At 42.6% G+C, this 26,947-nt stretch carries 23 protein-coding genes; 19 read left to right on the top strand and 4 right to left on the bottom strand.

All coding sequences use genetic code 11. From position 1 onward, the window contains the following. Positions 1 to 47 precede the first annotated feature (47 nt). Positions 48 to 725, top strand: a complete 678-nt coding sequence (locus OCV88_RS10905) for an HD domain-containing protein (RefSeq protein WP_158425630.1) — start codon at positions 48 to 50, stop codon at positions 723 to 725. A 90-nt stretch (positions 726 to 815) separates the two neighbouring features. Here the strand turns inward: OCV88_RS10905 and OCV88_RS10900 are convergent, their stop codons facing one another. Next, a complete protein-coding gene (locus OCV88_RS10900) occupies positions 816 to 2,666 on the bottom strand; it encodes a flavin reductase (RefSeq protein WP_158425542.1) in 1,851 nt (616 codons plus the stop codon). A gap of 279 nt (positions 2,667 to 2,945) precedes the next feature. On the opposite strand from OCV88_RS10900, the gene OCV88_RS10895 reads away from it, so the two are divergent. The 6 genes from OCV88_RS10895 (at position 2,946) to OCV88_RS10870 (ending at position 9,883) form a co-directional block, all read left to right on the top strand. Then, a complete protein-coding gene (locus OCV88_RS10895; protein ID WP_158425541.1) occupies positions 2,946 to 3,104 on the top strand; it encodes a rubredoxin in 159 nt (52 codons plus the stop codon). A gap of 289 nt (positions 3,105 to 3,393) precedes the next feature. Then, a complete protein-coding gene (locus OCV88_RS10890) occupies positions 3,394 to 6,012 on the top strand; it encodes a cation-translocating P-type ATPase (RefSeq protein WP_158425540.1) in 2,619 nt (872 codons plus the stop codon). A gap of 133 nt (positions 6,013 to 6,145) precedes the next feature. After that, complete coding sequence (locus tag OCV88_RS10885) at positions 6,146 to 6,805, top strand: response regulator transcription factor (RefSeq protein WP_158425539.1); 660 nt, start codon at positions 6,146 to 6,148, stop codon at positions 6,803 to 6,805. Position 6,806: 1 nt separating this feature from the next. Further along, positions 6,807 to 8,210 (top strand): sensor histidine kinase, encoded by a 1,404-nt coding sequence (locus OCV88_RS10880; protein ID WP_262591205.1) that lies wholly within the window; start codon positions 6,807 to 6,809, stop codon positions 8,208 to 8,210. Further along, positions 8,207 to 8,938, top strand: a complete 732-nt coding sequence (locus OCV88_RS10875; RefSeq protein WP_158425537.1) for a hypothetical protein — start codon at positions 8,207 to 8,209, stop codon at positions 8,936 to 8,938. The genes OCV88_RS10880 and OCV88_RS10875 overlap by 4 nt, the downstream gene beginning before the upstream one ends. 93 nt (positions 8,939 to 9,031) lie before the next feature. Continuing rightward, positions 9,032 to 9,883 (top strand): M15 family metallopeptidase, encoded by an 852-nt coding sequence (locus OCV88_RS10870; RefSeq protein WP_158425536.1) that lies wholly within the window; start codon positions 9,032 to 9,034, stop codon positions 9,881 to 9,883. Positions 9,884 to 9,985: 102 nt separating this feature from the next. Here OCV88_RS10870 and OCV88_RS10865 read toward each other — a convergent pair whose 3' ends face one another. After that, complete coding sequence (locus OCV88_RS10865; RefSeq protein ID WP_158425535.1) at positions 9,986 to 12,412, bottom strand: transglycosylase domain-containing protein; 2,427 nt, start codon at positions 12,410 to 12,412, stop codon at positions 9,986 to 9,988. Between the two features lie 203 nt (positions 12,413 to 12,615). On the opposite strand from OCV88_RS10865, the gene OCV88_RS10860 reads away from it, so the two are divergent. From OCV88_RS10860 to OCV88_RS10835, 6 genes are all read left to right on the top strand, one after another. Further along, entirely contained in the window at positions 12,616 to 14,001 is a 1,386-nt protein-coding gene (locus tag OCV88_RS10860; RefSeq protein WP_158425534.1) for an MATE family efflux transporter, read from the top strand. Between the two features lie 121 nt (positions 14,002 to 14,122). Beyond that, positions 14,123 to 14,986, top strand: coding sequence for an undecaprenyl-diphosphate phosphatase (locus OCV88_RS10855; protein WP_158425533.1), 864 nt, complete (start codon positions 14,123 to 14,125; stop codon positions 14,984 to 14,986). A gap of 103 nt (positions 14,987 to 15,089) precedes the next feature. Beyond that, the gene (locus OCV88_RS10850; RefSeq protein WP_158425532.1) at positions 15,090 to 15,944 is read left to right on the top strand and encodes a nitroreductase family protein; all 855 of its coding nucleotides are present in this window, start codon (positions 15,090 to 15,092) and stop codon (positions 15,942 to 15,944) included. A gap of 26 nt (positions 15,945 to 15,970) precedes the next feature. Beyond that, positions 15,971 to 16,990, top strand: a complete 1,020-nt coding sequence (galE, locus tag OCV88_RS10845) for a UDP-glucose 4-epimerase GalE (RefSeq protein ID WP_158425531.1) — start codon at positions 15,971 to 15,973, stop codon at positions 16,988 to 16,990. Between the two features lie 96 nt (positions 16,991 to 17,086). Beyond that, on the top strand, positions 17,087 to 18,007 hold the full coding sequence (metA, locus tag OCV88_RS10840; protein WP_158425530.1) for a homoserine O-acetyltransferase MetA: 921 nt from the start codon (positions 17,087 to 17,089) through the stop codon (positions 18,005 to 18,007). Positions 18,008 to 18,177: 170 nt separating this feature from the next. Continuing rightward, positions 18,178 to 19,062 carry a LysR family transcriptional regulator gene (locus OCV88_RS10835; RefSeq protein WP_158425529.1) on the top strand — a complete coding sequence of 295 codons (885 nt, stop codon included), beginning with the start codon at positions 18,178 to 18,180 and terminating at the stop codon, positions 19,060 to 19,062. Positions 19,063 to 19,153: 91 nt separating this feature from the next. Here OCV88_RS10835 and OCV88_RS10830 read toward each other — a convergent pair whose 3' ends face one another. Beyond that, a complete protein-coding gene (locus OCV88_RS10830) occupies positions 19,154 to 20,308 on the bottom strand; it encodes a DUF4317 domain-containing protein (RefSeq protein WP_158425528.1) in 1,155 nt (384 codons plus the stop codon). 129 nt (positions 20,309 to 20,437) lie between these two features. Between OCV88_RS10830 and OCV88_RS10825 the strand changes: the two genes are divergently transcribed. Then, the gene (locus OCV88_RS10825) at positions 20,438 to 21,229 is read left to right on the top strand and encodes a ZIP family metal transporter (protein ID WP_158425527.1); all 792 of its coding nucleotides are present in this window, start codon (positions 20,438 to 20,440) and stop codon (positions 21,227 to 21,229) included. Between the two features lie 175 nt (positions 21,230 to 21,404). Then, positions 21,405 to 21,899: a phosphatase PAP2 family protein gene (locus OCV88_RS10820; RefSeq protein WP_158425526.1), complete on the top strand. Its 495-nt coding sequence runs from the start codon at positions 21,405 to 21,407 to the stop codon at positions 21,897 to 21,899. Here the strand turns inward: OCV88_RS10820 and ymfI are convergent. Next, on the bottom strand, positions 21,896 to 22,627 hold the full coding sequence (gene ymfI, locus OCV88_RS10815) for an elongation factor P 5-aminopentanone reductase (protein ID WP_158425525.1): 732 nt from the start codon (positions 22,625 to 22,627) through the stop codon (positions 21,896 to 21,898). The genes OCV88_RS10820 and ymfI overlap by 4 nt on opposite strands. A gap of 233 nt (positions 22,628 to 22,860) precedes the next feature. Between ymfI and OCV88_RS10810 the strand changes: the two genes are divergently transcribed. The 4 genes from OCV88_RS10810 to OCV88_RS10795 all read left to right on the top strand — a co-directional run bounded on the left by OCV88_RS10810 (position 22,861) and on the right by OCV88_RS10795 (position 26,889). After that, positions 22,861 to 23,913, top strand: a complete 1,053-nt coding sequence (locus tag OCV88_RS10810) for a D-alanine--D-alanine ligase family protein (RefSeq protein WP_158425524.1) — start codon at positions 22,861 to 22,863, stop codon at positions 23,911 to 23,913. Between the two features lie 8 nt (positions 23,914 to 23,921). Next, a complete protein-coding gene (locus OCV88_RS10805; protein WP_158425523.1) occupies positions 23,922 to 25,355 on the top strand; it encodes a UDP-N-acetylmuramoyl-tripeptide--D-alanyl-D-alanine ligase in 1,434 nt (477 codons plus the stop codon). A gap of 318 nt (positions 25,356 to 25,673) precedes the next feature. Next, positions 25,674 to 26,126 carry a hypothetical protein gene (locus tag OCV88_RS10800; RefSeq protein ID WP_158425522.1) on the top strand — a complete coding sequence of 151 codons (453 nt, stop codon included), beginning with the start codon at positions 25,674 to 25,676 and terminating at the stop codon, positions 26,124 to 26,126. 31 nt (positions 26,127 to 26,157) lie between these two features. After that, a complete protein-coding gene (locus tag OCV88_RS10795; protein ID WP_158425521.1) occupies positions 26,158 to 26,889 on the top strand; it encodes a GDSL-type esterase/lipase family protein in 732 nt (243 codons plus the stop codon). Positions 26,890 to 26,947 lie beyond the last annotated feature (58 nt).

Raw genomic sequence — 26,947 nt, 5'->3', positions numbered from 1 at the left:
AAGCCGCTATACTGGAAACTGGTGCTGTATGGCAGAAAGGAGTTGGAATGGAAGAAGATAAAAAAGGGATCACGTACAAACAGATTCGGAAAAATGAGGAAATTAATCTGCTGATTGAAAAGGGAAACGATGTGTTAGGCGTTTTGGGCTACACAGAACATTCCAGGAAACATGCGGCGAAAGTGGCTGAGACTGCAGGGGATATTTTAAAAAGTCTTGGATTTGACAAGCATCAGATTGAACTTAGCAGAATTGCAGGATATATGCATGATATTGGGAATGGAATTAACCGTCATGACCATGCCCACAGCGGAGGTCTGCTGGCATATCAAATTTTAAAGGAACTGGGAATGCCTCTTTGTGATGCAATTACTGTTGCGGCGGCTATTGGACACCATGATGAAGCTACCGGTACTGCCATTGACATAGTATCGGCAGCGTTGATTCTGGCGGATAAAACAGATGTGCGCAGAAACCGTGTGCGAAATAAAGTAATCACAGGTTTTGATGCTCATGACCGGGTAAATTACGCCGCGTTAAGTTCAAAACTGACGGTGAATGCAGAAAAGAAGGTGATTCAGATGGATTTGGAGCTGGATGATTCCATGTGCACCGTTATGGATTACTTTGAAATTTTTCTGCAGCGTATGCTGATGTCAAAAAGAGCGGCGGAAGTATTAAACTGCAGCTTTAAGCTGTATGCAAACGGAAGTAAATTATGCTGATAACTGGAGATAGTATGGAAGAAAGACTGCTGTGAATTCCTGGATTATGAGTTCACAGCAGTCTTTTTTAAGTTCTGAATTTATTTATTTTTACAATGGTTCAAAGTCTTCTGCTCCATGTTTGCAGAGGGGGCAGATGAAATCTGCGGGGAGCGTCTCACCTTCGTACACATAACCGCAGATTTTGCATACAAATCCTTTTTTATTCTCTTCTGCCGGCTGTGGTTTTGGTTTAATGTGTTCAAAGTAGTAAGCGTAAGTTACGGACGGTTCCTGGGACAGAATACAAGCCTCTGTGATTTCTGCCACAAATAATGTGTGCGTGCCGTAATCAAGGGCGTCAATTACCTTGCCGGATATAAAAGCATTTGTGTAATCCGGAAGATAAACAACACCATTGCGGCTTCTTACTGCCTTGATGCTGCCGTCAAATTTATCTGCTTCACGTCCGCTCTGGAATCCAAAGTGCTGGAAAACTTTAAAGGGGACATCTTCCGTTAATACGGATACATTAAACATACCTGTTTTTAAGATCATATCATGTGTAAGGTTCTGTTTATTTACTGCAATAGTCAGCCGTTTTGGGGTATCTGTCAGCTGTGTGACTGTGTTGATGATACATCCGTTATCTTTTTCGCCGTCTTTTGCAGACAATACAAATAATCCATAAGAAAGCTTAAACAAAGCATTGGGATCTACAGAAGCCTCTGTTTCTGCAGATGCAGCCTGTGCCGGTTTAAACTGGGGAATTGTATTGCTGAGAGCTTCTACAAGAGCGTTTACCTGATCATCCTGTGACGGTTTCAGGGAAGATTTCAAAGAAACGGTTTCTTCTAGAATATTCATGTCCTTGCAGGATGCAATAATCTCGCGCATCAGTTTTCCGCTGGTAGCGGCCCATGAGCCGTTTTCCACAAAAGCAACAGTACGTTTTTGAATATTGTGGGCTGCCAGATCCCGAAGCAGTTCTTCCATGCTGACAAAAATGCCTGCATTGTAAGTGGTGGAGGCAAATAATAAATGGCTCCACTGGAAAGCAGCAGCAATAATATTAGAAGCGGGAGTTACAGATACATCGTACATTACCGTTTTAATTCCCTTATCCCGCAGTCTAGAAGCGATAATTTCAGCTGTATTTTCTGTATTTCCATATACGGAAGCATATGCAATCATAACGCCGGTTTCTTCCGGTGTGTAGGTACTCCATTTTACATATTTGTCAATGTAATCACCAATATGGCTGCGCCATACGAAACCGTGCAGCGGGCAGATCATATTGATTTCCAGTGAGGAAGCCTTCTTTAAAAGTGCCTGTACCTGCGTACCGTATTTACCAACAATATTACAGTAATAGCGGCGGGCTTCATCCATATAGTCACGGTTAAAATCAACTTCATCTGCAAAAATAGCTCCATTTAATGCTCCAAAGGTTCCGAAAGCATCTGCAGAGAAAAGAATTTTATCAGTCATATCATAAGTAACCATAACTTCAGGCCAGTGTACCATGGGAGCCATAACAAAGGTCAGTGTATGATGCCCTGTTTCAAAGGTATCTCCTTCTTTTACAAGCAGCGTGCGGCTGTCCACTTCAAATTCGAAAAACTGCTTCATCATAACTGCAGTTTTGGCATTGGCAATGATTTTTACATCAGGATACCGAAGGATCAGCTCTGAGAGGGTGGCAGAATGATCCGGTTCCATATGCTGTATAATGACATAGTCGAGTGTCCGGCCATCTAAGGTGTGGGCAAGATTTTCAAAGAAAACGGTACTGACTGCCCGGTCTACTGTGTCGAATAAAACAGTTTTGTCATCAGTTAACAGGTAGGAGTTATAAGATACGCCGTCCGGAACGGAGTAAACTCCTTCAAACATGGCAAGTCTTCTGTCGTTGCCGCCGACCCATGTGAGATCATCTGTAATTTTTTTTGTACAATACATAGGTTCATCTCCTTCTATTAAAATTTTTTGGATATTTACTTATAGTATCCGCAATTGTGAAATAAAAAACAAAATTAATTGCATCATTATCATACTATATATTTCCAGAGAAGTCACTTAGGATTGTAAAAAAATAGAATGGATAAAGAAGTGATAATTGCAACAGAAATAAAATTCCATAATATGTATAATTCAAAGCAATTACAGGAATACTTGTAACAAACAAAGAAATACGCTAATATAATTAAAATACTGAAAATAAGAAGGAGGATTATAAAAATGAAAGTGTATGTATGCGATATCTGTGGATGGGAATATGATGAGGCAAAAGGTGATCCGGATCTTGGTATTGCACCGGGAACGAAATTTGAAGATCTGCCGGAGGATTTTGAATGTCCTTTATGCGGTGTGGGAAAAGATTCTTTTTCAGAAAAATAATAAGCAGCAGTAAAACAGTATCCGGTCAGATGCCGGATACTGTTTATAAAAAAGTTCTTGCAAATCTGATGCAAGTCGGCTATAGTTATGAATACAAAGAAAAAGCCAATATTTCATAAGTATATGGAAAGGGAGTAGTCTAAATACATTGTCGTCATCACGGTTAATCCCGGCAATGTATACCAGATTGGTGACAAGACTTTTCGTGTATGTATTTTTTGTATCTAAAAATATATACACGAAAAGTCTTTTTCTTTTGGAAAAATCATATCTGCACAGGAGGTTAGAGATGAAAGAAATTTATCAGATGAAAGGAATGGAAGTGCTAGAACAGTTTTCCTCCACACCGGAAGGGCTCAACGCTTTGCAGGTAGAACAGATCCGCCAGGAAAAAGGCGAAAATGTTCTGCGCGAAGGAAAAAAGAAGAGTCTGTTTCAGGTGTTTTTAGAACAGTTCTATGATCTTCTTGTAATTATACTGATTGTTGCAGCTGTTATTTCTATGATATCCGGAAATGTAGAAAGTACAGTTGTTATTGTGGTTGTAATTGTATTAAATGCAATTCTGGGAACTGTTCAATATGCAAATGCTCAAAAGTCTCTGGATTCATTAAAGGCTCTCTCATCACCCCATGCAAAATTGCTTCGGGATCACGAGACCGTACAGGTTCCATCTAAAGATGTTGTTCCGGGAGATATTTTGCTGCTGGAAGCCGGGGATATGGTAGTTGCCGACGGCAGAATTATAGAAAATTATGCACTGCAGGTAAATGAAAGCTCGCTTACCGGAGAATCTTTAAATGTAGACAAAACGGATGAGGTGCTGGCACAGGAAGCTGTACTTGCAGACAGACTGAATATGGTGTATTCTGGGAGCCTTGTTGCTTCCGGCCGCGCGGTTGTTGTTGTCACCGGCACCGGTATGGACACTGAGATTGGTAAAATTGCAGATTTGATGAATCTTACAAAGGAGAAAAAAACTCCCCTTCAGATCAGTCTTGATAATTTCAGCAAAAAGCTTGCAGCGTTGATTATGGTGATCTGTGCAGTAGTATTTTTACTGAGTATTTATCGTGATATGACGATTCTGGATTCACTTCTGTTTGCAGTAGCGCTGGCAGTAGCAGCTATTCCGGAGGCGCTTGGTTCTATTGTTACCATTGTGCAGGCAATGGGAACACAGAAAATGGCAAAAGAACATGCTATTATTAAAGAATTAAAAGCAGTGGAAAGTCTTGGCTGTGTTTCTGTTATCTGTTCAGATAAAACCGGAACCCTGACCCAGAATAAAATGACAGTTCAGGAATTATACAGGAATGACATATGTACCGGGCCGGCAGATATTGATTTAAAGCAGGATCTGGATCGCTATCTTATTTACAACATGGTTTTAAATAATGATTCCTCAATTTCAGAAGGAAAAGGCATCGGTGATCCGACAGAATTTTGTATGCTGGAAATGGCTGAGAAATATGGCATTCCATACCAGGATATCAGAAACGAAATGCAGCGGTTAGAAGAGATCGCTTTTGATTCAGATCGAAAGCTGATGAGTACCCGGTATCAGATGGACGGCAGGGACGTTATATTTACAAAGGGCGCAGTGGATGTTCTGCTGGAACGTATGACAGGTATCGCAGTTTCTGATAAAAACGGCGGATTTACAGTTAGAAAAGCAGAGGAAAGAGATCGGGAGGCAGTTCTGGCTCAGAATCAAAAGTTTTCTGAAAATGGTCTCAGAGTGCTTGCATTTGCCTACCGGGAAATTGAAGCGGGCATGGCACTGACGCTGGATGAGGAAAAAGATTATGTCTTCCTGGGCCTGGTATCTATGATTGATCCTCCGAGAGAAGAGTCAAAAGACGCTGTTGCGGATGCCAAACGGGCGGGAATCAAGCCGATTATGATAACTGGAGACCATAAGGTAACAGCCACGGCTATTGCAAAACAGATTGGAATTTTTGAGGATGGGGATATGGCTGTAACAGGGGCACAGCTGGACGCCATGACAGATGAGCAGCTGGATGAGGTTTTGGAGAAAATTTCAGTATATGCCAGAGTTTCCCCGGAGAATAAGATACGTATTGTAGATGCATGGCAGCGGAAAGGCCGCATTGCGGCCATGACCGGTGACGGAGTGAACGATGCTCCGGCGCTGAAAAAAGCTGATATCGGCGTTGCCATGGGAATTACCGGAACGGAAGTCTCAAAAGATGCGGCGTCTATGATTTTGACGGATGATAATTTTGCGACGATTATAAAAGCGGTGTCCAATGGACGGAATGTTTATAGAAATATTAAGAATGCCATTCAGTTCCTGCTTTCCGGAAATACGGCCGGAATTTTTGCAGTACTTTATACTTCCCTTCTGGGGCTTCCGGTGCCATTTGCACCGGTACAGCTGCTATTTATTAATCTGGTAACTGATTCACTGCCGGCGCTGGCCATTGGAATGGAGCCGCCGGAACGTGAGGTGCTTTCCCAGAAGCCAAGGGATCCGAAAACAGGAATTTTGACTAAAGACTTTTTGATAAAACTGGCATATCAGGGCGGACTGATTGCAGCCTGTACCATTGCCGCTTTTTATATCGGTCTTGGGACAAATGCGGTGACGGCTAGTTCCATGGCATTTGCGGTACTGACTATGGCGCGGCTGTTCCATGGATTTAACTGCAGAAGCAATCAGTCTATTTTCAAAATCGGAATGAAACGCAACTGGTGGAGCCTTTTAGCATTTGTACTTGGAATGATTCTGATTCACCTGGTTCTTTTGGTTCCGGGCCTGAAAGGGCTGTTTGAGGTATCTGCGATTACCGGCTTTCAGCTGATTATGATTTATGTACTGGCATTTATTCCGACCTTTGTGATTCAGCTCATAAGAGTAGTCCGGGAGTATATAAAAAAATAGTGTAAGTGAAGACTAAAATCTGATTTTGGGATCTTTTCGAAAAACTGGAAATAAGTTTTTCGGGAAGATCCCGTTTTTTAGATACAAGTATGATACAATAATGATGTAAATTTTACAGGCGGGAGGACAGAAAATGATTCATATTCTGATTGTAGAGGACGAAAAACCAATTTCGGATTTGCTGAAATTGAGTTTAAACAGAGCAGGATATTCCTGCCAGTGTGTATATGATGGAAATGCGGCAGCAGATCTGCTGGAGCTGTCAGAGCATAAATTTGATCTTATATTGCTGGACGTTATGCTTCCGGGAGTAGACGGGTTTGAGCTTATGGAATATATTTCCCCCCTTCAGATTCCGGTGATATTTATAACAGCGAAAAATTCTGTGTCAGACCGTGTGCGGGGACTTAAAATGGGCGCGGATGACTACCTGGTAAAGCCTTTTGAAATTATAGAACTTCTTGCGAGAGTGGAAGCTGTACTGCGCAGAAATCATAAGATTGATAATGTGATTGAGCTGGCGGACATACAGATAGATCTGCGGTCCAGACTGGTAAAAAAGCAGGAGGAGGAGATTCCTCTGACAAAAAAAGAGTTTGATATCCTTGTACTGTTTATGCAGAACCCGGGAGTTGCGTTATACAGGGAAACTATTTATGAAAGAGTCTGGGGCGGAGATTTTTCCGGAAACAGCCGGACGGTAGATCTGCATGTTCAGAGGCTTAGGAAAAAGACCGGATGGGAAGAACGGATTAAGGCCGTTCATAAAGTCGGCTACAGGCTTGAGGTATAAGATGAAGTTTAGAAATAAATTACTGATGGGCGTCATTTTGTTTTTTTCTATATCCTTTGGAATTGGGGGAAGTATTCTGATTTCCGCATCCTTCAGAGGAAACTTAAGCAGAGAAAAGCAGGCGGCGGTAAATTCTTATCAGATGGTGTTAAATATGCTGCGGGTTGTCAACTCTGTCAGTTCCCAGTCGTATTATATGGATATTGTAAATACGTTAAAACAGCTGGAGGATAAAGGGGGAGGCAGCTGGATTGGTCTGCGCCTGTCAGATGAGGAACGGGCGATCTATGAAAGCAGCAAGGAAACGTCTCATCTAAAGAATTGGACAAAGGAAATGGAAGAGGACCATTTTCTGCTTCAGGTGTTTTCAGAAAGCGGTCTTTATTATTTGCAGATTTCCGGTCAGCTTGAGGCCGGAGAGAAAAAGATGTATCTGGACGGACTGTATAATATTACCGGTATTTATGATGCCAGGGCCCAGCAGATGATTATTTACAGAAATGTATTTCTGGCAGTTCTTGCAGGGGCTGTGCTGATTTTCTGGATTTTGACTGTACTGCTTACGAAACCCTTACAGGAACTCTCAAAAACTGCCAGAGAAATCAGCAAAGGAAACCTTTCCAGAAGAGCCAGTATTTATAGTACGGATGAAATCGGCCTGCTGGCGGAAGACTTTAATCAGATGGCGGCGAGGCTGGAAGATCATATCCAGCAGCTAGAGACGGCCATGGAGCGCCAGGAAGAGTTTATGGGGAGCTTTGCACATGAGCTCAAGACCCCTATGACATCCATTATTGGATACGCGGATTTGCTGCGAAGCCAGGAACTTAGCGGGGAGCAGAGGCGTGAGGCAGCCAATTATATATTCTCCCAGGGCAGAAGACTAGAGACACTGTCACTAAAGCTTTTGGAGCTTTTGGTTTTAAAGAAACAGGATCTGGAGTTTGTAATGAGCAGCCCGGCAAGGCTGGTGAAAGAGTCTGCAGATCTGATGAAACCGGGGCTGACAGAGGCGGGAATTTGCGTGGAGACCATTTGTGAGCCGGGAGAGTGCATGATGGAGCCGGATTTGATTGTTTCCCTTTTAGTAAATCTTATAGATAATGCAAAAAAGGCCATGGAGCAGGGAGGGCATCTGCTTATTCGTGTAGAAATGTCAGAAGAAGGATGCTGCATCATTGTGGAAGATGAAGGCACCGGCATACCGGAGGGGGAGTTAGCAAAGATTACAGAGGCATTTTACCGGGTAGATAAATCCAGGTCAAGGGCCCAGGGGGGAGCAGGACTGGGGCTTGCCTTGTGCAGGGAGATCGTATCTCTTCATGGGGGAAGTCTTGTATTTGAGAACCGTGAGGATAAAGGAACCAGAGTTAAGGTGGAGCTGAAAGGTGGTGCCGGGAATTGAAATTAAAGCATAAAATTATTGTATTTGGTATTCTGGGAGCCGGAGTGTTTGCTGGAGGCGGTTTTCCCACATTTCTGGCGGGGATACAGGATTACCAGATTGAAAAAAGAGAGGAGCAGCTGACTTCTGATACCGTAAGGCTTAATATGGAGTCTGAGCTTAGCATTAGCGATAAATTGATGGGTATTAATAACTATGGATCCTTTGTTCAGCTGGATTCGGCCCAGACTATGACCTATGAGACTGCCAAAAATAAAGTCAATTCAGATCTGGAAGAAATATCTCAGATTTTTGATCTGGTTCCAGGCGGAGGTGAGCTTGAGATACAGGAACATGCTATACTTTTGTATATGCTGGAAGGAGAGCATTCGGGCTCTATGATTGTCTGGAAGTTTACATTAAAGGACGATTCAGGAAGAAGCATGGAAGTCTATATGGACGATGAAAGCGGCTGCATCATTAAAATTGCCGGAATGCCGGACTATGAAGAAAATATGCCAAGCGACCGGTATCTGAAAAATGAAAGCAGTGTTGTGACAGGGATTTATAATGATCCTTATCTTGGCATGGGAAAATTTGAAGAGTATATAGGGCAGTATTATGACTGCCAGGTCATTGAAAGATATCCGGAGGATACGGACAGTTTTTCCGTGCAGCTTTTGGATACGGACGGTTATTTTGCGGAGATCAGGATTGTTGCTTATGGGACATATTTTTCCTTGAATTAATTTGCTTTTTTGAAGGGAACAGGAAACAATTATGATGCTTATTAAGTATATGATGGAACCTGTCAGAAAGACAAAAGAGAGGTAAATGTGAAAATGGACGAAAGATATAGGAAAAAGCATCATAATTATAAAAGGAGAAGGAAAAAAAAGCCCGTTCTGCCGCTGATACTGCTGGGGCTTGATCTGGCACTGGTGTGCGCGGCCGGGAAATGTATGTATCATTTTTTCCATACTCCAAAAGAGACTGTGCAAAAGGAGCAGGTGACAGTATTGAGTAATGCAGAGCAGAAAAAGCAAAGCGTTGCAAAAGATGAAGAACAGATGAACCGCTTAAGAAAAAAGGCCCTGGAAATCTATGAGAGAAATCAGGAGTATCTGGTTCTTGTTAATAAGGAACAGGCGCTTCCTGCTGATTACAGCGTGACATTACAGGAGCTGAATAATGGGAAAGGACGTGTAGATGTCCGGATTTACAATGCACTTACACGGATGCTTGCAGATGGTTTTCAGGCGGGATATTCATACAGTCTGGTTTCTGCTTACCGGGATTCAGACTATCAGACAAAACTGATTCAAAATGATATCAGCCGTTATATGTCCCAGGGATGTACGATGGATGAGGCACTTGAAAAGACTTATGAACAGGTGATGCCGGCAGGATACAGTGAGCATGAAACGGGATTAGCGCTTGATATTACCGCCGCCGGCTATACAAATCTGGACGCCACCCAGGCGGAACAGGAGGAAAACCGTTGGATGAGGGGAGAATGCTGGAAATACGGATTTATCGTCCGCTATCCAGAGGATAAGGAGGCGGTTACAAAAATTCTCTATGAGCCCTGGCATTTTAGATATGTGGGAGAAGAAGCAGCGGAGTTTTTAACAGAGGAGAATCTGACCCTGGAAGAGTTTTACGATCTGATTGAAGAATATAAGGAGGAGTAGAAAAGAGCTGCACATTAGGTGTTGATGTAAAATAAAGATAATAGAGGAAAACGAAAGCCCCCCTGTCATACTTGTTTTGATCTGTATGACAGGGGGGTTAGTTTAGTTCTTTGAATTTTGATTGGTCTGGCTGCCGGAGGAGCTGCTACCCTGACCGGATCCATCCGGCTTTTGCTGGGAGTCCTGGCCCTGGTCTCCTTCGGAGTCTGAGCCGCCATCTCCGCCATCCGGCGGGGTATCGGGATCTGTGGACGGCGTATCTGTGCTGCCGCCGTCATCCGGATCGGGTTTAATATCCCCCTGGATATCATCCGGGTTGTCATCCTGATTATCATCTGGTGTATCAGGTGTTGTCTGCGGTGTATCTGCAGGATTCTGCTGTGTGTTATCCTGAGTGTCTGTATTGGTATTATCCGTGCTGTCTGTATTGTCTGTCTCTGTTTCTTCTTCATCAGGGACAACGGTATTTGAGGAACCGCTGACAGATAAATCAAAAGAAGCTGCGGGTTTATCTTTAATCATGTACAGCATTGCTTCTTTCCAAATACGGGCAGGGTAGGTGCTGCCGCTTAATCCGGGATAAGGACTGTTGTCATCGTTGCCAACCCAGACAGCAATTGTATAATAGGGAGTAAAACCGCAGAACCAGCCGTCCCGGTTATCATTGGTTGTACCTGTCTTTCCGGCGGCCTCTGTCTGGGTAGAGCTGCTCCAGTTAAGGCTGCTGGCAGTACCGGGACTTTTAAATACCCCCCGCATGATATCAATGATTTCGTCAGAAGCTGTAGAAGAGTAAACTTCCTTTGAAGCCGGAGCTTCGTATATTTCTTTTCCTGTATTATCCTTTATGGAGGTCAGGCAGTCTGCTTTTGTGTAAGTGCCGGAGTTATAAAGGGTATAATAGGCGTTGGCCATTTCCCACGGGGAGGTTCCGTAACTGAAACCGCCCAGTGCGGCGCTTAAATTATTATCATTTGGATGCAGATTGGAAAATCCCATCTCCTCTAGGAAAGATAAACCGTATTTGGGAGTAATATCATTTAACAGCCAGTAAGCACATCCGTTTTTACTGCGGACCACTGCTTCACGAAGAGAATATTTCGTGCCGGTCATGGAGCTGACTTTCTGTGTTGACTTTTTCGCCACATCCACATTAATATCCGGAATTGCCGATGTGGGGGTGTAGCCTTTCATCAGTGCCGGAGTATATACAACCAGTGGTTTAATACTGCTGCCCGGCTGGTTGGAGCCCTGGAAGGAATGGTTATAGGACAGTGCCTGAGTGATACCTTCCTGTTCACGCCCTCCCACAGATGCAACCACTTTGCCGGTATTGTTGTCGATAACAGTCATACCACTCTGCAGGTTATAGGTTTCACTACCCTTTTTTAAGCGCTGGTCAAATGAAAGCTGATTATTTACAACTTCTTGAAGTCCCTGCTGAGCCTCAAGATCTAGTGAGGTCTGAATCTCATAACCTCCGGTGTATAAGCGGTGTTTGGCCTGCTGATATACTTCGTTGTATTTTTGATGATATTCGGCGTATTCGCTGTCTGTATCAAATTGATACTGGAAATTGAAATCGTACAGATAGCCCATTAAATATTCGGTTGCACATTTGATGGCAAAGGAAGTTTCATAGTTGTAAAATTCATCGTTATCTTCTTGTTTGGCGATGGTAATTTCTTCGGAAACAGCGTCGTTCATTTCCTGCTGGGTAATATAACCACATTCATACATGTCCTCTAAAATCTTGTCCCGGCGGGTGATGGCGTTGCTGCTGTCTTTAAATGGATTATAATATTCCGGCCGGTTTGGTATTGCGCAAAGGTAAGCTGCCTCTGACAAAGTCAGCTGGGATGCCGGTTTGTTAAAATAGGTCTGGCTGGCATCTTCAATACCGAAAATTCCGTTGGCAAAGCAGACGTTATTGCAGTAATATTCCATGATCTCTTCTTTACTGTATTTTTTATTCAGATTCATGGCAATAAAAATTTCTTTTACCTTTCGTACCAGTGACTTTTCGTTGGTGAGGAAAATATCTCTGGAAAGCTGCTGGGTAATGGTGCTGGCACCCTGAGCTACATCACCTTTTGTTTTTAAAAAGTTCAGACTGACACGTACAATACCCTTAACGTCGATTCCGGAATTTTTCCAGAAAGTACGGTCTTCTACGGCCACGAAAGCGTTGATGACATTTTTGGGGATATTGTCAAAATCCAGGTAAGTGCTTTCGGTATCCTCATACAGCTTTGCAATTTCTTTGCCATCTGAGCTGTAAACGGTAGAAGCCTGATTGGGGCGGAAGGTGTCAGCGGTACTTTCTGCCACTGCCTCTTTTCCAAATTTTGCACAGCTGAAAATAGTTTCTCCATATTTGTAATGAAAAAACAAATTTCCAAGAAGAAAAAGAGCGGCAAAGGCAATTACAATCCCCAGAATAATATTTCTGATAATACGTCCAGGGCGGCGTTTTTTGCGGCCTTTCTTTTTCTTATTCTTATTGTTAGTGTTATCTTCGTTCTTCATGTTTATCAACCTCAATATTCTTCAGATTTCACAGTTTATTAGTAAAACGGTGATAAGTGACAATGTTTGGTGTATTTGATATACTAAGTCATTATACAATAAATCTTCTGATTATGATATATAGTATATTATAAAATGATTATGATGAATTTCTTAAATTATTGGAAAAAATTTTTATGTTTTAACAGGAGTATAGACAGAATATGAGTAAATTATTGACAAAAGACAAACAGTTTTACCGGACTTTTTTTTCCTTGATGGGACTTCTTGTGGTGCAGAATCTGATTTCCTACAGTGTCAATCTGGCGGATAATGTCATGCTTGGAAGCTATGGGCAAAATGAACTTTCCGGTGCCGCAGCAGTAAATCAGATACAATTTGTCTGGCAGCAGGTTGTAGTAGGCCTGGGAGAAGGGCTGGTAGTATTATCTGCACAGTATTGGGGAAAAGGGGAAACCGGTCCTATTAAAAAGCTTGCGGGTATTGCCCTTAGAATTGCTATAGTAGGAGGATTGATTCTGACGGCAGCTGCCTCGCTGTTTCCGGAGCAGATTCTGGAAATATTTACAAAGGATCCTGCAATTATAGCCTGTGGAACAGAGTATTTATCTCTGATGCGTTTTACCTATCTGCTATTTGCCATTACAAATGTTCTGCTGGCTATGCTGCGCAGTGTGGAAACGGTCAGAATCGCTTTTTTTGTTTCACTGTCCACATTGATCATAAATGTGGGGATCAATTATATGCTGATCTTTGGTAACTTTGGGGCGCCTGAAATGGGAATCCGGGGAGCCGCTGTGGGAACACTGGCTGCAAGAGCTGTAGAGCTTTTCATTGTTGCCTGCTATGTTGCATTTGGTGACAAAAAGCTGCATGTAAAATGGAAAGAATTTCTCAGGAGGGATCACCAGATGCTTGGCAGCTTTTTAAGAATCAGTCTTCCGGTAGTGGTGATTCAGGGACTTTTCGGGGTCTCCCAGGCAATGCAGACGGCTATTTTAGGACATTTAGATACCAATGCCATAGCGGCCAACAGCGCAGCGGCGACACTGTTTCAGTTTTTGAAAATTATCGCCATCGGTTCTGCTTCCGCTACATCAGTAGTAATAGGAAAGACTATTGGTATGGGGAAACTGGATAAGGTAAAAGAATACAGCCGGACACTGCAGGTAGTCTTCCTTGTAGTGGGACTGACGATCTGCCTTGGGCTGAATATTTTAAGAGTGCCGATTTTAAGCTTCTATTCACTGAATGAGGAGTCATTGAAGCTGGCCAGTCAGATTATTATTATGCTGAGCTTTATTGCAATTGGTACCTCGTATCAGATGCCGACCATTGGAGGAATCATCCGGGGCGGCGGAGATACCACCTTTTATCTGAAGCTGGATTTAATCAGCATTTGGTGTATTATGTATCCGCTGTCGTTTATGGCGGCATTCTGGTGGAAGCTGCCTACGATTGTGGTTGTGCTGTTTATTAATTCCGATCAGATTTTTAAATGTCTTCCTGCGTTTATAAAAGTGAACAGATACAACTGGATACGCAGGCTGACGGGGGGAGAGAAAAGAACAGAAGGGGAAACAGATTAGCGGAAACAAAAGTGTTTTCGACAGACACTTTCTTTTTTCTTTCTTATGATTTGGTAAAAATGGTTTACAAAAGAAAAATTTGGAATAGAATTAGAGGTAAAAAAGAAACAGGAGTTTATATATGGAATTAATGGAAATTTTAAAAGCCGTATTGTTTGGTATTGTAGAAGGAATTACAGAATGGCTTCCTATTAGCAGCACCGGACATATGATACTGTTAAATGAGTTCGTGAAGCTGGATGTATCAGAAGCCTTTTTTCGTATGTTTGAAGTTGTCATTCAGCTTGGTGCCATTCTGGCTGTTGTGGTTGTATTCTGGCATAAGATCTGGCCTTTTGGAAGGAAAAATAATCAGGCTCCCCTGGCCGGGAGGGGGCCTTTGTCTTTTGTTAAAATGGATATTATCCACCTCTGGATTAAAATTATAATTGCCTGTATTCCGGCAGCTGTCATCGGACTGGCGTTTAATGATACATTTGAAGCAATGTTTTATAATTATGAAACCGTTGCCATCGCCCTTATTGTGTTTGGTATAGCATTTATTATTATTGAAAATAAACACAAGGGAAGAAGAAGCCGGGTGCAGTCAGTGGCTCAGATTTCCTACCAGATGTGTTTGATGATTGGAATTTTTCAGCTGATTGCGGCAATTTTTCCGGGAACCTCCAGATCCGGAGCTACCATTGTGGGAGCGCTTTTAATTGGGGTTTCCAGGGTGGCAGCAGCAGAATTTACATTTTATCTGGCGATCCCTGTTATGTTTGGCGCCAGTCTGTTAAAGATACTTCAGTTTGGATTTGATTTTACTGCCACAGAAGCAGTGATTCTGCTGACCGGTATGGCAGTAGCCTTTGTGGTATCTATTATTGTCATCAAATTTTTGATGAATTATATTAAGAAACATGATTTCAAAGTTTTCGGATGGTATCGGATTGTGCTGGGTATACTGGTGCTTGTATTTTTTGCCGCAAAAGCAATGTTTTGATAAATAGCTAAAAACCAAAGATATTTGATTTTACTGGACGAACAGTGAAATATCAAATAAAATAGAAGCTATAACCGATAAAATTTTGAAAGAAGGTTTAAAAATGAACAATCTTGCAGATTTTAAAGTAGACAAAGAGATGTGCATTGGATGCGGTCTGTGTGTCAGAGCCTGTCCGGCTATGCTGATAGAGCTGGGGCAGGATCGGAAAGCTCAGATAAAAGAAGTCAAAACTCTGGATTGGTATGGATGCTGGGGATGCCAGCATTGTCTTGCAGTCTGTCCTCAAGGGGCGGTATCGGTACTGGGAAAAGTTCCCGAAAATAGTCTGCCTATGGCCGGGGACGGAGCAGCCAAGATGATAGATTCTCTGATTGCAGGGAGAAGATCCTGTCGTCATTTTCAGGATAGAAATGTAGATAAAAAAGAGCTGGAAGAAATGTTTAAGGTGCTGGAGAATGCACCTACAGGAGGAAATAAGCAGAAAGCGGAGTATACATTAATAGACGACAGAGAAGAGATGAAGAAATTTCAGAAAATGGTGCATGATGAGATGGAACGTCAAGCCGGTGAGGGGATATATGCCCGTTCTTTTGATGAAGAATCCTACCAGATTATGAAGGACAGAGAGCAGCAGGCCATGAATGGAGATATGCTGTTTTGTTCAGCACCTCATTTACTAATTGTACATATGCCGAAGAAATTTGGTTCCTGCGGGGAAGATACCACCATTATCAGTACGTATTTTGAACTGATGTGCGCAGCGCGGCAGATGGGAGCGGTTATATTGAAATATCCGTTAAATGTTTTAAATAATATGCCTGAGATAAAAGCGAAGCTTAAGATTCCGGAGGACCACCATGTGGGAGCGGCTATCGGTTTTGGCTATCCGGAGTTTTCTTATGCAAGAGGTGTACAAAAAGAAGGCAAGGCAAAAATTCACAGACTGACATTTTAGATTACCATTGAGAAAGGAATTATAATATGAAGATATTAGTAACAGGAGGAGCAGGGTATATTGGAAGCCACACCTGCGTGGAATTATTACAGAAGGGTTATGAGGTTGTGATCGTTGATAATCTTTCTAATTCCAGTAAAAAAGCAGTGGATCGTGTGGAGGAAATCACAGGAAAGACAGTGGCATTTTACGAAAATGATATTTTAGATAAAGATTCCCTGGACCGGATTTTTGATGCCCATGATGATATTGAGGCAGTGATTCATTTTGCAGGTCTTAAGGCTGTGGGAGAATCGGTGGCTAAACCCATGGAGTATTATCATAACAATATTACAGGAACACTGATTCTTTGTGATGTTATGAGAAATCATAATGTAAAGAATATTATTTTCAGCTCCAGCGCAACTGTTTACGGAGATCCGGTAATGATTCCCATTACCGAGGAATGCCCGAAAGGACAGCCTACAAATCCCTATGGCTGGACTAAAAGTATGTTAGAACAGGTTCTTACAGATATTCATACGGCAGATCCTGAGTGGAATGTAGTACTGCTCCGTTACTTTAATCCAATTGGAGCTCATAAAAGCGGTATGATTGGAGAGGATCCCAAAGGGATTCCCAATAATCTGCTTCCGTATATTGCTCAGGTGGCAATCGGAAAGCTGGAATGTCTGGGAGTATTTGGTGATGATTATGATACTCCGGATGGAACCGGTGTGCGGGATTATATTCATGTAGTAGATCTGGCGGCAGGTCATGTAAAGGCAGTTGAGAAGCTCAAAGAAAATGCTGGGGTTTGTATTTATAACCTTGGAACGGGAAAGGGATACAGTGTGTTACAGGTTCTGCACGCTTTTGAAAAAGCATGCGGCCATGATATTGCATACCAGATTAAGCCCCGCCGTCCCGGGGACATTGCTACCTGCTATTGTGCCCCCAAAAAAGCGAAAGAGGAGCTTGGGTGGAGTGCGCAGTATGGAATTGAAGAAATGTGTGCGGATTCCTGGAACTGGCAGAGTAAAAACCCAAATGGATATGAAGAATAAGAAAAAACCGGCATTTCACTTGATTTATTAGAGAATTGCAGATAAAATGGTAGCAATATTCTTAAAATAATCACCAGGAAGTTAGGAGAGATGGCAATGCCGATTAAAATACCGGATTCCCTTCCGGCCACTGCAGTGCTGGAAAGTGAAAATATATTTGTAATGACAGAGTTTCGGGCGATGCATCAGGATATACGTCCTTTAAATGTTCTGATTTTGAATCTGATGCCTACAAAGATTGTGACGGAGACACAGCTGCTGCGCAAGCTGTCTAATACACCGCTTCAGGTGAAGGTAGAGTTTCTGCAGACGGCAAGCTATACGCCTCAGCATGTGGATTCCAATCATATGGAGACGTTTTACACGACTTTTGACCAGGTAAAAGACCGGTGGTTTGACGGTATGATCATAACCGGAGCGCCTCTTGATAATGTGGCATATGAGGATGTGGATTACTGGGAAGAGCTCTGTACAATTATGGAGTGGAGTAAGGAGCATGTCCACTGTACCATGCATGTCTGCTGGGGGGCCTATGCGGGACTTTATTATCATTATGGGATTCAGAAGTGCGACCTTGATAAGAAGTTATCCGGGGTATATGAAAATCAGGTGAAAAAAGCCAGTTCTCCGTTATTTCGTGGATTTGATGATGTGTTTTTTGCACCTCATTCTAGAGCTATGGGCGTATCGGAGGAAGATGTGCTTGCAGTACCGCAGCTAGAGCTGATTGCATCCTCTGAGGAAGCGGGGGTTACCATTGTAAAATCGAGAGATTCCAGTCACTTTTTTGTGACCTGTCATTTGGAATATGACCGGAACACACTGGCTCTTGAATATGAAAGAGATGTACAGCGGGGGCTGAATCCGGAAGTGCCCGTAAATTACTTTCCTGATGATGACCCGTCAAAGACACCTGTTGTAAACTGGCGTTCTGCCGGACAGCTGATGTTTTCTAACTGGCTGAATTATTATGTTTATCAGACGACACCTTATGATTTAAAGGGAACTGTGTTATAAAAAGTACAAAAAAACGGACTCTTGCGAGTCCGCTTTTTCTTTGTGTTGAGAGTTGTAAAAAGGTAATTTTTTAATTCTTTGCTTTACAAAAAGATAATACCACACTACAATATATCTGTAAAATTGAAATAATTGATATGTTTTATTAAAAAAAATGATAAGGGAAAATAATGGAAATTAGAAATATCAGAACGTTTATAAAAGTATCGGAGATTGGAAATTTTTCCAGGGCGGCTGCAGCGCTTGGTTATGCCCAGTCCACAGTAACCACACAGATTCAGACCTTAGAGCAGGAACTGCAGGTGGAATTGTTTGAGAGAAATGGGAAGAGAGTATGCTTATCGGCGGCTGGAGTAGAATTTCAGCGGTATGCGTATGAAATTTTAAAGTGTGAGGAGATGGCGGTGGAGCATTTTACAAATGACAAAGAGCCAAGAGGACAGATCCGGATTGGTGTCATGGAGAGTATCTGCGCTTCAAGATATATGGGTATTTTTAAGGCTTTTATGAAAAGATTTCCTGAGGTTTGTCTTACTATTGTAGTGGCCACCACATTAGAGTGTATGGATATGCTGGAAAAAGGTACGCTGGATGTGATTTTAACTCTGGATAAAAAGGTAGTCCGCCCATATTGGGAGACAGCTCATGTGCTGGAGACTAAAATTTCTTTTTTCTGTTCCTCCGGGCATCCCTTTGCCTCAAAGAAAGAGGTAACCATTGATGAACTAACCAAAGAGTCCTTTATACAGGTGGAGGAAGGGTGTAATTACAGAAAAGCATTTCAGCAGTTTTTGTCCGGCCGGGGAATTGTGGTACGCAATGTTCAGGAGGTAGGGTATACCCAGATGATTATAGACAGTGTTGTGGACAATATCGGAATTTCACTGCTTCCTGAATTTACACTGGAAGATGCGCTGAGAAAAGAAAAGATTGCGCTGCTTAAGGTGAAGGATTACAGTTTATCCATGTGGATTCAGGTAATTTACAGTAAAAATAAATGGGCAACGCCGGCGCTGCGGGCATTTTTACAGATGTCAAAAGAATATCTTGTGTAAATAACGTGGCGGGAACAGGTATAAAAAATAACAAAAGCAGGCCTCAGAAGGACTGATTTTTCAATCCTTCTAAGACCTGTCTGGTTTAGATCTAGAATGGAATATCAAGATTCTCGGAATCGTCTTCCGGGAAAACATGAATGCCATTGACTTCCACCTGATCGTTAATCTCAATTACAAGGCACCTTTTGCCGTTGATGACGCGGGTATCCACAAGATCGGTGCGGTCAGGGTTTACGTTCACGGTAATATCGGGAGTTTTGATTTCAAATTTCCTGGTATTAGTGATGTTAGAAGCCATTACTGTTGCCTTTTCTCCTACAAATGTATCGTACTGTTCTTCAAAATGCTCCAGATTTTCCTCTGTGGCGCCGCTGTGGTAAAGGAGCGTCTTTACATCAGCCTTGTCAAGGATAACCGGATCGGGACTATCTGCAGCCTCTTCTATCATTTCATTCAGGTTATCATGAACCATGCGGATAGTTTCCAGGGTGCAGTCTGTGCCGAAGGTATCTTCTATAATAGAGTCGAAGGATTCTTTTTGAGCATCTGCAGGGAGGGGCTCTGTGCAGCCTAAAATCTGCTCTACAATTTCACTGTTAAATTCCTTGGAATTTTTAGAATAATAAAGCAGGCTGTGGACATCGCTGTTTCTGTCGTTAAAGGCAGGGAATAAAAATCCCAGTTCCGGCATCTCCACAATCCAGTCACGGATGCGGTCTTCGATATTGTTGGTTTCTGCATTGTAACACAACCCCGCCTTGGACAGATTTACAGGACAGATACTGCACAGGATAAAATTGTAGATATAATCTGAGGCATCATCCATTTCTAGTCCGTCAGAAGTCCGCTGAGGGATATCATATGAACCATGAATCAGGATAATAAAGTAGTTTTCCGGATGATAGTAGGTTTCAATAATTTTATCATAAAATTCATCCAGAAGTTCCTGATCCTTCAACTCGCTGTCCCGCAGTTTCAGCAGAAACTTCTGAGTGCCGTCTCCCATTTCCTGTTCTAGGGGAAAAGGCATGTTCAAAAGATTTTTTCCGATGGTACCGGACAGGGTTTTGCGGAAAATATCAAAATATTTGAACATTTCTTCCTCCGGAAGAGAGAGAAATGCTTCTTTTAATTCCAGTCTTTTTTCTTTTTCTGTGTCTATGTAGCAGCCACAGATGCGGTTGATGGCACAGCGCTCTTTGGTAAATAAACGTTTAATTTCTGAAACTTCTTTTTTATTCATTTTCATCACTCCTTCATGAATCTGTTCAGGCAGTTGCTATTATATCAGAAAAATAACTTAAGGGACAGGCGCAGATAAAAGAAATCTGAATAAAATAAAAACAGATTAGTTTATTCAGGTGGACAAAAAATGCAGATGATTGTTTGGGCGGCCCAGGGTACGGGATTTACTTTTTTGATGACAACAGCCGGGGCTGCAATGGTATTTATATTCCGGAAACAGATGAATGAAGGAATACAGAGAATATTTCTTGGATTTGCGGCGGGCGTTATGATTGCTGCGTCTATCTGGAGCCTTCTGCTTCCGGCTATTGAGAAAGCGTCGGCTAATGGGGGGATTGGCTGGATTCCTGCCGCCGGAGGATTTGTGCTGGGGGCGGTGTTTTTGATTGTATTAGATGCTCTGCTTCCTACACTGTATCCAAAGCTTCAGCAGCAAGGGGAGGGAATCGTATCCAGAAAGAGTTCGGCGCTGCTTGTATGGGCGGTTACTCTTCATAATATTCCGGAAGGAATGGCAGTAGGGCTTTCTTTTGCCATGGCTGCTGGGCAGGCAGGAAATGATGCGGCCTTTTCTGCGGCGATTGCTCTGGCAGCTGGAATCGGTATTCAGAATTTCCCGGAGGGGGCTGCAGTGTCGCTGCCGCTGCTTCAAAGCGGTCATTCCCCTTTGAGAGCCTTTCTCTATGGGAGTATGTCGGGAATTGTGGAGCCGGTGTTTGGCGTTTTGGTAGTTCTGGCTGCCGGAGCAGTTGAACCTCTGATGCCCTGGCTTTTATCCTTCGCTGCCGGAGCTATGATGTACGTGGTAATTGAAGAGCTGATACCCCAGGTCCATCGGGAGGTGAGAGTAAACCCCGGAATGCTTGGGGCGCTGGGGGGATTTCTGATTATGATGATTTTGGATGTGGCGCTGGGCTGAACTGCTGAAAGTTCTTGAACATTTTTGCAGAAGTAGGTTATAGTAATAGGCAGATTCACAAAAAATGCAGATTATGCAGAAATAGATAAATGAAATACAGGCAGGTACAAATACAGAAAAATACAAATACAAAAAGATATAAATATAAAAAATATGTAAATACAGGAGAAGACAGATGACAAAGGAACTGTATGAAAAGATTTCAGAGCCCTTTAAAAAGACGCCCCGGGCTCTGAGAGTGATTGAAAAGGGAAATAAGATACTGACAGCTGTGACCTACATAGCATATATTGGACTGCTGCTATGGGAAGTGAGCCGCCGGGATGAAAATTTCTGGAGAGTGTTTCTAATTCCGGCTATTGCTTTTGCTGCAGTTACCTGCTTTCGAAAAGTATATAATGCTAAAAGACCGTATGAGGTTTTGGATATTCATCCGTTATTGAAACGAAGAAAAAAGGGGCAGTCCTTCCCAAGCCGCCATGCCTTTTCTATTTTTATGATAGCTATGGCGGTTGGAACTGTCTGGAGCCTGGCGGGAATATTGTTTCTGGCTCTTGGAGTGCTGCTTGCGGCGGTACGTGTTATTGGAGGCGTACATTTTCCCAGAGATGTTATAGCCGGAGCAGCAGTGGGGATTGCAACGGGGATTTTTGGGTTTTATGTATTTTAGCACCAGCCGCCGTCCAGGGAGATAATCTGACCGGTCAGATAATCGTGTCCTGTGGCAAGGTCATAAATAAGCTGTGCCGTTTCCTGAGGGCTGCCAAAGCGCCCGGCAGGAATTTCTTCCATAAGTTCCCTCCGCTCATCTTCTGAAAAACAACGGTTCATTCTGGTGTCTATAACGCCGCAGGCGATGGCATTTACCTGAATATTGCTGGGGGCCAGCTCCTTTGCAAGGGCTTTAGTGAATGCATTAACGCCTCCTTTAGAGGCCGAGTAGGCTACTTCGCAGGAAGCGCCCACATTTCCCCAGACAGATGAAATGTTAATGATCTTTCCAGATTTTTCGTGGAGCATATGGGGAATCGCCCGTTTGCAGCAGGAAAACAAGGAAGTCAGATTGGTGTTTATTACCCGGTTCCAGTCGTCGATATTCATGGCATCAAGAAGACCGATATAGGAAATGCCGGCATTATTTACCAGCACATCAGGGCCTTTTGAGATGGCATGAATTTCTGCGAACATATCCTCCGCCTGGGCATCGTCAGATATATCGTAGATCAGCGGGGTACAGGCCGTTTTATATGTCCGGGATAAATCTTCAGAGAATGCTATCATATCCTTTGCAGAGGTTTTGCAGTTTAAGAAAACATTCCAGTGTCTGCTGGCAAAAAGCCTGGCAGCTTCTTTTCCGATTCCGTGGGAGGCACCTGTAATTAATACGGTTTTTATCATAAAAATAAATTCCTTTCTTTTTCTATATAATATAATGTGTGCTATTGTATAAAAATTAAGATTGAGCTTATTTTAGCATATTGTATTCTAATTAGAAATGGTTTAGTATAAACGAAGCAAAATGTGTGCAACTGTTTGCCGGCTGTATAGCCGAACAGTTATAAATGCCGGCGTTAATAAATGTTAAAAGGAAATAATATAATCAGTAAACAAATAATAAGGAGACTCTTAAAATGGATATAATAGTTTTGGCAGGCGGTTTGAGCACCGAGCGTGACGTTTCTTTTATTACAGGTACACAGGTCAGCCAGGCTTTACGTAAATGCGGCCACAGGGTTATTTTATTAGATGTATTTATGGGATACAGTGATAAAGAGGAAGATGTAAGCAATATATTTGAGCGCTGGGAAGAGGTCAGTGTAAAGACCGGACAGATTACTTCAGAAGCGCCGGATATTGCTAAGATCAAGTCTATGAGAGCAGATCAGTCGGACTGTTTTTTTGGTCCCAATGTTATTCGTATGTGTCAGGGGGCGGATATCGTCTTTATGGCACTTCATGGTGAAAATGGTGAAAATGGAAAGATTCAGGCGGCTTTTGATCTGTTTGGTATAAAATATACAGGAACCGGTTATTTAAGCAGTGCTCTGGCTATGGACAAAGGTATGAGCAAGCAGCTGTTTGAGGCTAACGGGATTCCAACACCAAAAGGAATTTCCATGAAAAGGGCGAAGCGCACGGATTCCTTTGCCCAAACGGGGCTTTTATTTCCCTGTGTGGTAAAGCCGTGCTGCGGCGGATCCAGTATTGGAGTATCTATTGTAGAAACGGAAGTCCAGTATCAGGCTGCATTGGATGAAGCGTTTAAATATGAAGATGAGATTGTAATTGAATCCTATGTAAAGGGCCGGGAATTTTCAGTAGGCGTGATAGATTGCCAGGCTCTTCCTGTAATCGAAATCGCTCCGGTGGAAGGATTTTATGATTATAAGAATAAATATAAAGCAGGGAGTGCAGTGGAAACCTGCCCGGCAGATATTCCGGATGAGATTGCAAAGCAGATGCAGCATTATGCGGAAAAAATTGCAGTGGTGCTGGGGCTGAATACTTATTCGCGTTCAGATTTTCTGCTGAATGAAAAGAATGAAATATACTGTCTGGAAGCGAATACATTGCCGGGGATGACTCCAACCAGTCTGCTGCCCCAGGAAGCACAGGCAGTGGGCATGAGTTTTGAAGAGCTGTGCCAGGAGTTGATTCGGATTTCCTTAAAAAAATATCAGTAGGTGATGCTATGAAACATATGACATTAGAAAAGATTGCAGCGGCCTGTAAAGGAAGATACTGTGGTCCGGAAGAAAAAAAACAGACAGAAATTGCTGGGGCGGTGATTGACAGCCGTCAGGTACAGCCGGGATATCTGTTCATCCCCATCCGGGGAGAGAAGGTGGACGGACATAAATTTATTCCGTCTGTATTTGAGAATGGGGCAGCGGCAGTGCTGTCTGAGATTAAATTACAGGATCCTGACGGACCGTATATTCTGGTGGAATCTACACCTCAGGCATTAAAAGACATTGCGGAATATTACCGTTCGGTGCTGACTATACCTGTGGTGGGGATTGCAGGCAGTGTTGGGAAAACCAGTACGAAAGAAATGATTGCGTCTGTTTTGTCCCAGAAATTTGAAGTATTAAAAACAGAAGGAAATTTTAATAATGAAATTGGACTTCCATTGACCCTTTTAAGAATCCGGGACTGCCATCAGGCGGCAGTTGTGGAAATGGGTATTTCTGATTTTGGTGAAATGCACCGTCTGGCTAAAATGGCGAAGCCGGATATCTGCGTTATGACCAATATCGGACTTTGTCATCTGGAAAATTTAAAATCCAGAGACGGAATCCTAAAAGCAAAGTCAGAAATGTTTGATTTCCTGAAAAAGGACGGAACCATTATTTTAAATGGGAATGATGATAAATTGTCAAAGATCGGAAAGGTTCATGGAGTTACACCTATCCGGTATTTTACAGAAGATGGCACGGCCAAAAAGGCGCAGGATGATTATCTGGTGACCGGCAGGGATATTCAAAATCTGGGATTAAAAGGAATGCGGGTTTCTATGGAGTTTGAAGATGAAACAAGAACTGTAAACATTCCGATTCCAGGTGCGCATAATGTATACAATGCATTGGCAGGAGCCTGTGTTGGGCTGACACTGGGGCTGACAAAAGACGAGATCATTTCCGGAATTGAACATGCCAAAACCATTCAGGGACGGACAAATCTGCTGGATGTGAAAGGCATGACAATTATTGATGACTGTTATAATGCAAATCCGGTTTCTATGCGGGCTTCCCTGGATGTGTTAAGCTTGGGAAATGGAAGAAAAATTGCAGTTCTTGGCGATATGGGAGAGCTTGGGACGGAAGCGCGAAAGCTTCACGGACAGGTAGGGGCATACGCCGCCCAAAAAGGGATTGATGTGCTGTTTTGCAGCGGCATTTTGTCTGAAGAAATGACCAAAGAGGCGAAAAAGGGAGGACTGGAGGTCCACTATTTTAAAACAAGACAGGAATTGACGGAAGCTTTGCTGGCTTATGTAAAAGCGGGAGATCAGATTCTTGTAAAGGCTTCTCATTTTATGGAATATCCGAAAGTCGTGGAAGCGCTGGTTTCTCAGGCTGAGGGTGAGAAGGTAAATGATAAAGATCGCAAGAGCGAGACTTGAATTTTGCTTATAAATAATAGAGTCGTTACTGGATAATATTTTCAGGGCGGCTCTTTTATTTATGATATTTTTTGTTTATTACAAATTTTACTTTCGGTAATAGAATCTTTAAAATATTGTTAAAAATAGATATATTGCATTTCTAAATAAATAGTGGTATTTTAAGGTTAAGAAAATACTATTATTATGAATGTAAAAATGAAATATCGGATATTCAATGGAATGAATGCAGGTGCTGGTAATGGTGTCTCAACAGGGCAGCTGAAAATAATGCTTATTTAGAGTGGTATTCAGCTGCAGAGGAAAGGAGCAAATTTTATGATAAGTAAAAAAAAGCTGTTTTGTTTACTGTTTCTTATTCTGGCTCTTATTATCGTGCTTATTTTATGTATAAAAATTGGAAAGCCGCTGCATTGGGCGAAAACTGTTAAGTCAGAAGAGATTGCTAAGATTGAAGTGACTGTACATCCGGCTGTAGAGGGCGAGGGGTATAAGGAGTTTGGCCTTAATGAATTTGATGAAGTTGCGGATAAGATCAATCAATGTACCGGAAGATTCACATTAAACCCCAAAGTTCCGGTGGGAGGCGGCTTTACCTATTATGTTACAATGAAAAATGGAGAGGTTCATACAATAGGAAATAATGGCATGGAGTTTATCATAGATGGGGTTTTTTATACAGGCGATCGTGATTGGCTGGAACCATGGATTGAGTCTGTAATGGAAGAAGCAGATAGTCCTGTACCAGAGTCTCGCAGGAGCGAGACTTAATGCTATTGGAAACTGAAAGGAATATTAAGCCATGAAGAATATGACGGCCAGATATGGAATTTTAATAGGATTGGCTGTGGCAGTGCTGGCAGTAATATGGATTCTGACAGCAGTTAAGAGCGGAGGATGGGGAATTTTTTCCGGCTCTGCAGATAGATATAAAAAAATTGTCTGCGCAGGGGACAGTATCACATTTGGAACCGGGATAGCGGATCCCCACAAAGATAGTTATCCGGCGCAGCTTACGTGGATGCTGGGAGAGCATTTTCTTGTAAAAAATTATGGTGTAAGCGGAAAAACCGTTTCGGACTTAAGCAGTGATTCCTACCGGATGACAGATGCATATAAGAAAAGTCTGCTAGAGCAGCCGGATGTTGTTGTACTTATGCTTGGAACTAATGATGCGAAACCGGAAAACTGGAAAGGAAAAGATGTGTTTAAAGAGCAGTATAAGGAGCTGCTTTTAGCTTATCTGTCACTGGATTCCTCTCCGGATGTCTATATCTGTACACCTGCAAGCGCATATAAGTCCCCGGACTGGCCAGAGGAGGGATATTTGTATGGAATCACAGAAGCCCGTCTTGAGGCAATCAGGGATGTGGTAAATGAAATTGCAAAAGAGGCAGGTATTTATCTCATAGACATTTGTCAGGCAACAGCAGGACACCCGGAATGGTATACGGATGACGGCATTCATCCAAATGAGAGAGGAGCGCAGGCTATTGCCGAAACAGTAAAAAATGCTTTGTTAAATGGACTGTAGTTATCCGGGCGACAGCATTTTTTTCAATTGCAAAACTTTTATATATAACAGAAAAAAA

It is taken from the genome of Brotonthovivens ammoniilytica (assembly GCF_025566885.1).
GTDB classification, from domain to species: Bacteria; Bacillota; Clostridia; order Lachnospirales; family Lachnospiraceae; genus Brotonthovivens; species Brotonthovivens ammoniilytica.
Note: the sequence above shows the minus strand (reverse complement) of the source record. Positions and strands in the feature narration are given on the sequence as shown.